This is a genomic window from Paenibacillus gorillae, assembly GCF_000513275.1.
Lineage (GTDB): Bacteria > Bacillota > Bacilli > Paenibacillales > Paenibacillaceae > Pristimantibacillus > Pristimantibacillus gorillae.
Genome location: NZ_CBVJ010000128.1, coordinates 61,296 through 73,171, shown reverse-complemented (window position 1 = coordinate 73,171; position 11,876 = coordinate 61,296). Strand labels below are relative to the sequence as shown.

General features: G+C 49.3%; 11 protein-coding genes. 9 read left to right on the top strand and 2 right to left on the bottom strand.

The genetic code is table 11. The features are described 5' to 3' along the window. Positions 1–180 precede the first annotated feature (180 nt). Positions 181–1,161: a glycoside hydrolase family 43 protein gene (locus TY10_RS24390; RefSeq protein WP_042169540.1), complete on the bottom strand. Its 981-nt coding sequence runs from the start codon at positions 1,159–1,161 to the stop codon at positions 181–183. 204 nt (positions 1,162–1,365) lie between these two features. On the opposite strand from TY10_RS24390, the gene TY10_RS24385 reads away from it, so the two are divergent. The 8 genes from TY10_RS24385 (at position 1,366) to TY10_RS24350 (ending at position 10,151) form a co-directional block, all read left to right on the top strand. Beyond that, positions 1,366–3,171, top strand: a complete 1,806-nt coding sequence (locus tag TY10_RS24385; RefSeq protein WP_337588387.1) for a cache domain-containing sensor histidine kinase — start codon at positions 1,366–1,368, stop codon at positions 3,169–3,171. Then, a complete protein-coding gene (locus tag TY10_RS24380; RefSeq protein WP_042169536.1) occupies positions 3,168–3,956 on the top strand; it encodes a response regulator transcription factor in 789 nt (262 codons plus the stop codon). The genes TY10_RS24385 and TY10_RS24380 overlap by 4 nt, the downstream gene beginning before the upstream one ends. 110 nt (positions 3,957–4,066) lie before the next feature. Continuing rightward, positions 4,067–5,452 carry an ABC transporter substrate-binding protein gene (locus TY10_RS24375; RefSeq protein WP_042169532.1) on the top strand — a complete coding sequence of 462 codons (1,386 nt, stop codon included), beginning with the start codon at positions 4,067–4,069 and terminating at the stop codon, positions 5,450–5,452. A gap of 97 nt (positions 5,453–5,549) precedes the next feature. After that, positions 5,550–6,518 (top strand): carbohydrate ABC transporter permease, encoded by a 969-nt coding sequence (locus TY10_RS24370; RefSeq protein WP_042169530.1) that lies wholly within the window; start codon positions 5,550–5,552, stop codon positions 6,516–6,518. Between the two features lie 3 nt (positions 6,519–6,521). Next, entirely contained in the window at positions 6,522–7,376 is an 855-nt protein-coding gene (locus TY10_RS24365) for a carbohydrate ABC transporter permease (protein ID WP_042169527.1), read from the top strand. Between the two features lie 68 nt (positions 7,377–7,444). Beyond that, positions 7,445–8,761, top strand: a complete 1,317-nt coding sequence (locus tag TY10_RS24360) for an extracellular solute-binding protein (RefSeq protein ID WP_052350749.1) — start codon at positions 7,445–7,447, stop codon at positions 8,759–8,761. 86 nt (positions 8,762–8,847) lie between these two features. Beyond that, positions 8,848–9,318 (top strand): hypothetical protein, encoded by a 471-nt coding sequence (locus TY10_RS24355; RefSeq protein WP_042169524.1) that lies wholly within the window; start codon positions 8,848–8,850, stop codon positions 9,316–9,318. A gap of 137 nt (positions 9,319–9,455) precedes the next feature. Continuing rightward, complete coding sequence (locus tag TY10_RS24350) at positions 9,456–10,151, top strand: HAD family hydrolase (protein WP_042169521.1); 696 nt, start codon at positions 9,456–9,458, stop codon at positions 10,149–10,151. 58 nt (positions 10,152–10,209) lie between these two features. Here TY10_RS24350 and TY10_RS24345 read toward each other — a convergent pair whose 3' ends face one another. Further along, positions 10,210–11,055 (bottom strand): hypothetical protein, encoded by an 846-nt coding sequence (locus TY10_RS24345; protein WP_042169519.1) that lies wholly within the window; start codon positions 11,053–11,055, stop codon positions 10,210–10,212. A 300-nt stretch (positions 11,056–11,355) separates the two neighbouring features. Here TY10_RS24345 and TY10_RS24340 point away from each other — a divergent pair, with 300 nt between their 5' ends. Beyond that, complete coding sequence (locus tag TY10_RS24340) at positions 11,356–11,832, top strand: GNAT family N-acetyltransferase (protein WP_042169516.1); 477 nt, start codon at positions 11,356–11,358, stop codon at positions 11,830–11,832. The last annotated feature ends 44 nt before the right edge of the window (positions 11,833–11,876 follow it).

Sequence of the window (11,876 nt, the reverse complement as noted above, 5' to 3'; positions counted from 1 at the left end):
AATAGTAGTCTTTTTCTGCCTATTATAGACGTTTCTAAATGTACTTTGCATTTTGACAGCTCTTTTGGTGCTTTTGAGGGGAAACAACATGCACATTTGCATTTTGTTCCTCATTTTCAGAGGGAAAGGCAGAAAGAGGGAGGAGCTTTACTGCAAGCTCCTCCCTCTTTTTACGCGTATTCAGCCGGTATACGGATCGATCGTTTGTATCGTGCCGTCGTCGTTGTACTTCAGTTCGGTATACTTCACGCAGCGCTTGTTGTCGGAGCCGCCGGACAGGGAGCTGTCGTGGTAGAACAGATACCATTTGTCTTGAAACTGGACAATCGAATGATGGGTCGTCCAGCCGACGACTGGCGTCAGAATAGTGCCTTGGAAGGTGAAAGGCCCGTACGGGTTGTCGCTGATGGCGTAGACGAGCTTATGCGTGCTGCCTGTCGAATACGAGAGATAGTATTTGCCATTGTACGTGTGCATCCATGGCCCCTCGAAGTATCTTCTATCCTCGTCTCCCGCCAAAATCGGCTGGCCGGATGCATCGACAATCGAAATTTCACGCGGTGTTTCTTTGAAGGTCAGCATGTCGCCAGAAAGCTCAGCTACTCTTGGCCCCAGGGCAGGCGCATCAGGAGCGGGCCCTTCAGCATCCCCGATAAATTCGCCGGTCTGCCATTTCTCCAGCTGTCCGCCCCATAAGCCGCCGAAGTACATGTAGGCTCTATCTCCCTCAACGAGAACGGCAGGATCAATGCTGAAGCTGCCTGGAATGTAGTCTGGCTGCGGCACGAACGGCCCGGTCGGTGACGAGCTGGTCGCTACGCCGATCCGGAAAATATGGTCGTGATCACGCGCAGGGAAGAACAGATAGTAAGTGTCGTTCTTATAAGCCGCGTCCGGTGCCCACAATTGCTGCCTCGCCCATGGAATGTCACGCAGATGAAGCGCCTCGCCATGGTCGACGCAAGGAGAATGCTCATCCTCCATCGACAGCACATGGTAGTCCTCCATGTCGTATTGATCGCCGTTGTCATTCGATATTTGTTCATGATTCAGGTCATGCGACGGATAAATGTATAGCTTGCCCTCGAATACGTGAGCCGAGGGATCGGCAGTATAGATATGGGTTACAAGCGGTTCATTCCGCTTAACAGCGTTCTTCAATGTCAAACCATCCCCTATCCGAGAAATCGTGTTCACCTTTTATTTTAGCCACTCTTTCTAGTTCCCGGCATCCTAATATGTTTATGAATAATACCAAAATCTTTAGTTGTTTACCCCTTGTTTGCCCATCAACAATCAATTGACACTCCATTTTGAATGAGGTACGTTGAACCTAGAACCTACTGAAGCGAGGATTGGGTGCATGTGAGAACGTGGGCGGACCGGATCAACAATTTACGCGAGATTAATACGCTGAGAAATCAGATTTTCGTCGGCTTTACGCTAACTATGATCCTCGTACTGATCTTTGCGGGGGCTTTTATCTATGGTGAAGTATCGGTATTGCTCAAGCAAAGCGCGGAAAAACATATTCAGCAGACCGCGATCCAGGCTAACGGCCGATTGGATGTGCTGCTTGAACAAATCGATTCGCTGACGACTCAGGTGGTGACGGATTCCTATGTGCAGAAGCTGCTGCTAAAAGAGGCCAAAGGCATGCCGTCCAATTTTAACGAACGCCAGTCCTTGCTCCAAATCGCCAATAATTATATGGCCTACTCCGCCGGCATAAGTTCGCTTGAGCTGTATACGCTGGATAACAGACGGCTGTTTCCCCTTGATGATGCAAGCATAAAACGCATTTCTATGAATGCGCTTACACAGGCGGATGAAAGGAAAGGACGCATTGCCTGGGTAGGTATCGACCCTCGTGTACCGGATACCGTTCTTGCCATTCGGCGTATCAATCTGCTGGACAATTCCTATTTGCCCGGCGGCTATCTAGTCGTTCATGTATACCGCGAGTATTTCAATATGTATGAGTCAGAGGCGGAGAAGGAGAAGAATCCATTCAGAAGCAGGGAGTTAATGCTGCTCAGCGATAGCGAAGGCAACCCGATTATTTCGGATATCGACGATGAGGCAGCAAAGGCGGTGCTTGCGCAAACAGGCAGCACGGTTACTCTTGAGCAGGAATCGATGCTTGCCGTCAGGCAGCATTCCAAACTGGCGGACTGGAAGCTGGTGCTGCTCATGCCGGTCGAAGCGGCTACAGAAGGCATTTCCGTGCTGCGAACCGCCATTTATGTGTCCATCGGCATCGCTGCGCTAGCTTTTCTGCTGTTAACACTGCCGCTGTCTACGATGATCACACGTCCGATCCAGCAGTTGATGAGAAGTATGCGGCGTGCACGGTTTGGCGGGCTGAGAGTGATTCCGGACGGCCCCAACTATTTCCAGACGCTGGAAATAAACGAGCTGAACAACACGTATAACCAGATGGTCACCCATATGAATGAACTCATCCAAGTTGTCTATGAGAAGGAAATTACACAGAGCCGCACAGAACTCAAGGCGTTGCAGGCGCAGATCAATCCGCATTTTCTGTTCAACACGCTGGAGGCCTTCTACTGGTCGCTGGAGGAAAAAGAGGAAAGTGAGCTTGCCCAGACGATTCTCGCGATGTCCGGACTGTTCCGCTATGTCATCGGCAGCGCCGCCGACAACGACGAACGCGTAACCATTCGCGATGAGCTGGAGCACGCGCAGCGCTATTTGCAAATTATGAAGATGCGGCTGATTGACCGGCTGCACTGGAGCATCGAGGCAGACGAGCAACTGCTGCAGGTACCGATTCCCAAGCTGATCATCCAGCCGCTTGTGGAGAATGCCATCCTGCATGGCGTGGAAAGCCGGATTAGTCCCGGCTCGGTAACCATTCGCGTATTTTCAGTCAAACCAGGCTTTGCGACCATTGCTGTAATCGACGACGGAGTCGGCATGGACGGAGAGGCATTGGCCAAGCTTATGCAGAGCATCGAGGGCGTTCCTTCCAAAGAACCCAGGAAGGGAGCAGGGGTTGCCATGTCCAACGTTCAGCGCCGCCTCAAGCTGTATTACCCGAATACGGGTGAACGCGGAAGCGGCTTGCAAATCGACAGTAAGGCAGGGGCAGGCACTACGGTAAGCTTTGACATTACGATTCCTCCAGAAGGAGATGGTCTGTCTTGAGAACGATATTGATTGTGGATGATGAACCGCGCACTAGACTAGGCATACAGAAGACGCTTATCGCTTGGTCGGCAGGTGTCCATCGCATCGAAATTGCGGCAAGCGGGGTCGAGGCGCTGAAATGGCTGGAAACGAATACGGCGCATATTATCATTACCGATGTGCGGATGCCGGAGGTTGACGGACTGCAAATGCTGGAGCGGATGGCCTCGCGCAGTCAGCTGCCTGTTGTCATTGTTATTTCCGGCTATGCCGAATTTGAATATGCGAAGAAATCGCTGCAGCTCGGCGTGTTCGAATATATTCTCAAGCCTCTCGACAAATCGATCTTGATTGATGCGGTGCAAAGAGCGCTTGCGGTCGACAGCGGCAGGGAGCGCTTGGATGCGATGGAGAAGCTTGTGGACCACAAGCTTCTTGAAGTAGGCCGTGATGAAGCGCGGTATGGGACATCGATTAAAGACGCCATCAGTTATATCTATAACCACCTGCATGAATCGATCAGCATGAAGCAAGTAGCCGAGCAGCTGCACTTGAATGCAAGCTATTTCAGCGTGCTGTTTAAGGAGCAGACCGGCGTTACCTTTAGTGACTATCTGACACGGAGAAGACTGCAGAAAGCGAAGGAGCTGCTGGTGACGACAAGAATGCCGATCTGGGAAATTGCCGAAAAAGTCGGCTACCAGACGGATAAATATTTTATCAAAGTATTCAAAGACAACGAGGGGGCAAGCCCTAGCCAATACCGGCATCAAGTGCTGGACACCGATTCATCGATCCAATAAAAGTGGAATTTCTCCCAATCGCAGCTTCCTTATACGCTTATACGACAACCACTATAATGATGACAGCGGTTACAAAGTAACTGTAAGCGTATAAAAGGGAGGATAAAGATATGAAACGCTTTTTAGCTGCAACCACTGCTATTATCTTGTTAACCTCGGTTCTCGCTGCCTGCAGCGGGAACACAAACTCTCCTAGCAATGCAAATCAGCCGGGCAGCAGTTCTGAGCCCGCGGCGACCGACAAACCCAAAGAAAAGGTCACCATCAACCTCTGGAGCTTCACCGATGAAATTCCCAACATGACAACTAAGTATCTTCAAGCCCATCCGGATGCGAATGTCGAGTTTAAGACGACGGTAATCGCAACGACAGATGGCGCTTATCAGCCGGCCCTTGACCAGGCCCTCGCCGGAGGCGGCAAGGATGCACCGGATATTTATGCAGCCGAAGCTGCTTTCGTCCTGAAATATACACAAGGAGACGCAGCCGGCTATGCGGCTAATTATGCGGATCTCGGCCTCGACGATGGAATGGTGAAAGATGCCGGGATCGCTCAATATTCCGTGGATATCGGCAGCAAGGACGGCCAGCTTAAAGGGCTTGCTTATCAAGCGACGGGCGGCGCCTTCATCTATCGCCGTTCGATTGCGAAAGACGTCTTCGGAACGGATGATTCTGCAGCTATTAAGAACGAAGTAGGTCCCGGCTGGGATAAGTTCTTCGATGCGGCTGCCAAGCTGAAGGCTAAGGGCTACGGCATCGTTTCCGGCGACGGCGACATCTGGCACCCGATCGAGAATAGCTCGGATGCAGGCTGGATTGTTGACGGCAAGCTTAATATTGATCCGAAGCGCGAACAGTTCCTCGACCTCTCCAAGAAGCTGAAGGACAGCGGTTATCATAACGATACGCAAGACTGGACGGAAGCTTGGTACGCGGATATGTCCGGCACCGGCAAACAGCCAATCTTCGGTTTCTTCGGTCCAGCTTGGCTCATTAACTATGTCATGAATGGTCAAGTGAAGGACACGAATGGCGATTGGGCCGTTACAGAACCGCCAACGGGCTTTTTCTGGGGCGGAACGTGGCTGCTGGCGAACAAGGATACAGCTAAGAACGACGCGAAAAAAGCGGCGGTTGCCGATTTCATCAAATGGATCACGCTGGATACTTCCGAGACAGGCCTCCAGTATTATTGGGCTAACGGTACGATGAAGGATGGGGAGCAAGGCACGAAGGACAGCGTGGCATCGTCTGTCGTCATGTCCAAATCGAATGGTGAAGTGGCATTGCTTGGCGGACAAAATATGTTCGATGTATTTGTTCCGGCCAACTCCAATGCTTCTGGCAAAAACCTTACCCAGTACGACGAGTCGATCAACATTTTGTGGCGCGGACAAGTGCGTGAATATACGGCAGGCAACAAGAGCCGCGAGCAAGCATTAGCGGACTTTAAGCAGCAAGTGAAGGATCAACTCGGTATCGACAGCAACTAATACGGCGCCAAAGGGGCGGTAAACCGCCCCCAGGCTGTCGAGAAATTGCTCTAGGGGCGGTTTACCGCCCCTTATATTAATTGATGGGGTGGGGGCCATGCGTCACAAGGGCGTGAACTATTCGAAATACGGCTATCTCTTTAGTCTTCCTTTTGTACTTGCGTTTCTCGTTTTCTCGTTATATCCGACTTTGTATACTGCGGTCATCGGGTTCACCGATATGAAAGGATTAATCCCGAAGCCGATTCATATTCTCGACAATCCGTTTCAGAACTTTACCGATATTCTGTTTCACAACGTCTCATTCCGAAAATCGCTTATCAATACGGGAATTATCTGGATTGCCAACTTTGTTCCTCAGATCCTGCTTGCGCTTCTGCTCACGGCCTGGTTCACAAGCCGCCGCAGCAAAGTGCGGGGACAGGGCACTTTCAAGGTTTTGCTCTATATGCCGAATATTATAACGGCGAGTACGATCGCCGTATTATTTAATTCTTTGTTTGCATACCCGATGGGTCCGGTAAACAGCCTGTTCGAGATGCTGGGCTGGACGGATTCCGCCGTCTTCTTCCTGCAGGATAAGACGACTGCACGAGGCATTGTCGCGTTCATCCAGTTCTGGATGTGGTACGGCAATACGATGATTATTCTAATCGCTGGCGTAATGGGCATCAATCCGGCATTATTCGAAGCAGCGGCGATGGATGGAGCCAGCGGGTTTCAAACCTTTTTCCGCGTGACATTGCCAAGTCTGAAAACGATCATGCTTTATACGTTAATTACATCAATGATCGGCGGCTTGCAGATGTTCGATATCCCGCAGATGTTCCTTGCCGGCGGACCGGATGATTCTACAATGACTACCTCCGTGTTCATTTACGGGCAAGCCTTCAAGGGCAGCTATATGTATAACACGGCTGCGGCTGCGAGCATGATTATGTTCGTTATTGCAGGCATTCTGTCGGGACTGCTGTTCTACTTCATGCGTGACCGTGATGCAGCACGACTTAAGAAAGTGCAAAAGAAAATGAATAAAGCTGCGCAAGCGGCGGCAAGGGGGATGTAAGTCATGGCCAAAATCCGCAAAGACAACGTTGTTGCTCTTAAGATCAATAAGACGATTATCTACATCGTCTGCATCGCCCTGTCGCTGCTCAGCATCCTGCCGTTCTGGATTATGTTCGTCAATGCGACCCGTTCGACACCGGAAATTCAAAGCGGCTTGTCTCTTCTGCCGTCGATCCACATGATGACCAACCTGGACGTGCTGCTGAGCAAGAGCTTCGATCCGCTTAAGGGCTTTTTTAACTCGCTTATCATTTCAGGCTTCTCGACTATTTGTGCCGTTTATTTCTCCTCTCTTACAGCATACGGGCTTGTCGTATACAACTGGAAGCTGCGCCAGCCCTTCTTCACCTTCATCATGTGCGTCATGATGATTCCAGCTCAGGCGAGTGCGATCGGCTTTTACCAGTTCATGTATCAGATGCACTGGACGAACAACTTTTTGCCGCTCATTCTGCCTTCCATTGCAGCACCGGCAATTGTGTTCTTCATGCGCCAATACTTGCTCGCCACGCTGTCGATTGAAATGGTGGAAGCAGCGCGGATCGACGGATCAGGTGAATTTTATACATTTAACCGGATTGTCATGCCGATTATGGTACCAGCTATCGCGACACAAGCGATCTTTGCCTTTGTTGCCAGCTGGAACAACCTGTTCCTGCCGTTAATTCTGCTCACGCAGAAGGATAAATACACGCTGCCGATCATGGTCAGCTTGCTTAAAGGAGATATTTATAAGACGGAGTTCGGCTCGATCTACATGGGACTCTCGCTGACGGTGCTGCCGTTGTTTGTGATATACTTTCTGCTGTCGAGGTATATTATCGCGGGCGTGGCGCTTGGCGGAGTCAAGGAGTAGGATTAGCCTTCCGTTCGAAGTGTTTCCCGTCTGTTGAACGGTCATGATGATGGGTGGAGGATACGAACGTGCACACGAAAAATCGAGCGCTATTGGCACTTGCAGTTGTTGTTCTGGCTCTTGCCGTCATTTCCGGCTGCGGAGAAGGCTCGCACGACAATAATCGTACTCCGAATCCGGGTGACAAGGTGATAATCAACATGATGCATTTGTTTCCGGAAGCAGGTGCTCTCGGTCAACACCAAATTGTAAATAAAATTATAGACGAGTATCAGGCGGACCACCCTAACGTTATCGTTAAGCAGGAAGTGCTTGAGAATGAGCGATATAAAGCCAGAATGAAAGTGCTCTCTGCGGTTAATGATCTGCCGGATGTAGGCATGACATGGGCTGCCGGATATCTTCAGCCCTTCGTGGAAGGCGGACTGTTCACACCGCTCGATGAACTGCTGCAGAGTGAATTGCAAGGCTCATTTGTAGCCGGAACTACAGAAGCGTATGCCATTGACGGCAAAACGTATGCGCTGCCGCTGGAATTCAATATCGCTCCGGTGTACTATAACAAGAAAATTTTTGTGCAGTATGGTCTGCAGGTTCCAACCACTTATGATGATTTTCTGCAGATTGTGAAGAAGCTTGCCGGGAGTGGCGTAGTGCCGATTGCGCTCGGCAACAAGGATCGCTGGACAGGTTCCCTCTGGTACATGTATCTGGCTGATCGGGTAGCGGGTACAGAGACGCTTGCGAACGCGATTAAGGGCACAGCCTCCTTCTCGAATTCGGGGCTAGTTGAAGCGGCGAAGCGCGTTCAGGACCTTGTGGATATGAATGCTTTCAACAAAGGCTTTAACGGCCTGTCGAATGACGAGGTTAAAGCCGAATTTATGAACGGCGAGGCGGCTATGTATCTGATGGGGACATGGGAGCTTCCGAACTACACAACCAATCAGGACATTCCGCAGCCATTCCGCGACAGCATCGGTTTTTTCAAATTTCCTGCCGTTGACGGGGGCAAAAGTGATATTGATAGCTGGGTAGGCGGTCCGGGCGTGGGTTTGTTCGTCGCTGAAAATTCTCCCGTTAGAGAAGAAGCGAAAAAATTTGTCCAGTACTTTGTAAAGCGTTGGGGAGAAGAATCGGTCACTGGTGCTGGTGTTATTCCGGCAACGAAGGTCGACACGTCGAAAATCCAGCTTCCGCAGCTCTACATTGACCTGCTCAATGAAGTGAACAAAGCTACGAACATTACGCTGTTCACCGACGTCCAGATGGCATCTGGTGCTGCTGAAGTCCACCTGAATCAAATTCAGGCGCTGTTCGGTAAAGAGATTACGCCAGCTGAGTTTGCCAAAGCTCATGATGCGGCTATCAAAACGGGGAAATAAAAACAAGTCAGACACTTGCTCTACACACGTTGGACACAGGTGACCTTTATACTTGGCTTATAACAAACCAATGGAGGTCACACATCATGAAAAAAAGCGTATTTCTACTTAGCTTCATTATCGCAATAACAGCTCTGAGCGGCCAGGCTATGGCAGCGTCCAATACAGCAGCGAGCAAGCCAAGTCCGGCTCCAGCGGCAGCTGCAGTTAAGCAAAACAATCCGTACGAGGTTGCCGGTATCGATAATGCTGCGGCTTTCTCTAAATACTTCAGCAAATTGCAGAAGGAAGTCAAAGCAAACAAAAAAGAGGCTGTCGCTGATCTCGTATCCTATCCGCTGCGTGTGAATAGCGGAGGAAAAAGCATTGAAATTAAAAACAAAAAGCAGTTTGTCGCAAAGTACAACCAGATCTTCACCGATAAAGTGAAGAAGAAGCTGCTGGCACAGAAGGAAGATGAGCTGTTCGTTAACTGGAAGGGTGTCATGGTTGGCGATGGAGAAGTGTGGATCGGCCAATTCGGCAAGAAAATTGGAGTATTTGCCATCAATAAATAAGACGAGAGTGGCCCGAAGTGGCCGCTTTTTTATTTTCAGGTGATACCAAAATCGTTTGATTGCTGTTGGTTTCAAAAGTATGATGAAAGTGCTGATGAAAGTGCTTGATGGGATTTCAACTTAGGGGAGGGGCAGCCATGAAAGTGAAAGCAGTCTTTTTTGATTTGTTTGAAACGCTCATTTCGGAATTTGAGAATGGCAGCCGGAAAGCAGCCCGTTCGACTCGTTTGGAAGAGGCGCTAGGCGTGGATTCCAAGCTGTTTCGGAAGGAATGGAACGCTAGACAATTACAAAGAATGGATGGTGCCTATTCCGATTTTCCTTCCGTCATCCACGAGATCTTAGAGGTTCTAGGCCATGCTGCCGATGAGGAAGTCGTAGAAGCGCTTCATCAAGAGCGAATAGCTGAGAAAGCAGCAGCCTTTGATAAGTTGGATCAGAGAATTCTATCTATGCTGGAACAGGTCAAAGAGTTGGGCATCCAAATTTGTCTCATAAGCAATTGTACGCATGAAGAAGTAACGGCTTGGCATTCTTCCGGATTAGCCGCCTCCTTTGATGCCGCTTTGTTTTCTTATCAGGTGAAAGCGGCCAAGCCAAATCCGGATATTTATCTGCTCGCTTGTGAGAAAATGGGAGTCACCCCGGCCGAAGCTCTATTTGTTGGAGATGGCGGATCGAATGAATTAGAGGGGGCTGCCAAAGTCGGAATGACGGCTTATCAAGCCACATGGTTCGTTCCGCCGTACATAAGCGAAAAAATTGCCGGCTATCTCAAATTAGCTGAACCGTTAGAATTGCTTGAACAGATACAATTGCATAATAGCCGATAAGCTGGAAGAAGCCGCTCCTGAAGATAGGGGCGGCTTCTTCTATAGTTGCTGCATTTGACTATTTCACAGTAATCGGATTTTCCAGCGTGCGCATAAAAGCCTCAATATTAGCTGTTACACTGGTTTCGAATCCGGTCTTCCCAATCAGGCTCTTAATATCTTGGACAAACTCCGTCATGCTGGAGGTAGAAGCACCCTCGAACCGGTTCTCACCAGAATAGCCTTCAATCGGTTTGGCGGCTTCTTTGTATTGCTTCATCCAATCTGTATTTGCCGAAGCCTTCTTAGCGAAGGTCTGGAGGATACTGTTCCAGTCCTTCCCGTTAGCAAGCGCTTCCTGCAGCTTGCCGAACGTTTCCGGTTCGAATTTTCTCATCATATAGTTCAGATCCATGTAATCGTCCGGAGCTCCGACAGGTCTCCGCGGCGGTGTTTCATATCGGAATTGCTTCGTTTCAGCGTCTACGGTTCTGGTTTGGGAGATGGCTCCGATCTGACGGATCGTATTCATAAATTCCGCCGCTTCGCCATCGTTCATGTAGTTGTCTGCGAGATATTGGGCTTGGGAGAGTCCCAGCTCCAATAAGACTGCCCGTTCCTCATCTCCGTTCACGTTCGTAATGATATTGGATTGAATGATGCCATATGCCGCTTCTTTCACCTCTGGGGACTTGTTCGAGAGAAGACGATTGAGCGATTCGTTAATTTGGGGCGTTCCAAAATATACGGCTGTAAGATTCACAATATCGGATGCCGCCAACTGCCTGGAATTTTCGCTAATATCTAGCGTATCTGTCTTATGCGTCAATCCGGATATCGTGCCCGAAACCGGCTTGTCGGCAGCTTGCTTCGCACTTGAGTATAAATTTATGTCGTATTGTTGCGTTGAACTCGTAATCTTCATCGTTATTGCACCCGCCTTATCTATTCCGAGTAGTTTCTTCTGATTTCCATATCGGTATATTATTCCATAATTTTTATATTTATGGGCGAAAAACATGGATAAGAAATTCCGCTGCTCGCCCCGTCAACAAAAAAACCGGCACAAGACTGTGCCGGTTGATTACTTATGCCAAACTACCTAAAAAATCCACGGATACATAATAGTCTATAAAAAAATCGAACATAAGTCTATTACTTTTTTGGTATAGATTGTATGTTATATAGGCGGCCGCGATACAAATAATGATGGGAGTGACTCAACATGATTACGCTCAGACAAATTACGCTGGAGAACCGGCGTGATATATTTAATTTGGAAGTTTCTGAAGATCAAAGACGCTTTGTTGCCTCTAATTTATCCAGCGTGGCTTCTTGCTATGTCCTTGCAACCAATGGGGGACATCCCTATCCTTTTGCCATTTATGCAGATGAACAGCCGGTTGGCTTCGTTATGATTACTTATAGGATTACGGGCTATGATCTCCCGACAATTGCAGACGACAGCTACTGTATTCTGAGGCTGATGATTGACCACCGATACCAGAACAAGGGATATGGGCGGGCAGCGATGCATAAAATCGTGGAGTTTGTCCGGACCTTGCCGGCAGGCCCTGCTACGTACTGTTGGATTTCATACGGGATTGATAACACGACCGCGAGAAAGCTTTACGAAAGCTGCGGCTTTCGTGAAAATGGCGAAATCGTCCACAGCGAGCAAATAGCCGTGCTGCAGCTCTAATCGGCTGCACTCGAAAAAAGCCGTCAATCGCTTTGACGGCCTTT

Excerpts from the sequence above, each read along its gene's own strand:
- TY10_RS24355 (WP_042169524.1), top strand. The coding sequence starts at position 8,848 with ATGAAAAAAAGCGTATTTCTACTTAGCTTCATTATCGCAATAACAGCT.
- TY10_RS24350 (WP_042169521.1), top strand. The coding sequence starts at position 9,456 with ATGAAAGTGAAAGCAGTCTTTTTTGATTTGTTTGAAACGCTCATTTCG.
- TY10_RS24365 (WP_042169527.1), top strand. The coding sequence starts at position 6,522 with ATGGCCAAAATCCGCAAAGACAACGTTGTTGCTCTTAAGATCAATAAG.
- TY10_RS24345 (WP_042169519.1), bottom strand. The coding sequence starts at position 11,055 with ATGAAGATTACGAGTTCAACGCAACAATACGACATAAATTTATACTCA.
- TY10_RS24375 (WP_042169532.1), top strand. The coding sequence starts at position 4,067 with ATGAAACGCTTTTTAGCTGCAACCACTGCTATTATCTTGTTAACCTCG.
- TY10_RS24370 (WP_042169530.1), top strand. The coding sequence starts at position 5,550 with ATGCGTCACAAGGGCGTGAACTATTCGAAATACGGCTATCTCTTTAGT.
- TY10_RS24340 (WP_042169516.1), top strand. The coding sequence starts at position 11,356 with ATGATTACGCTCAGACAAATTACGCTGGAGAACCGGCGTGATATATTT.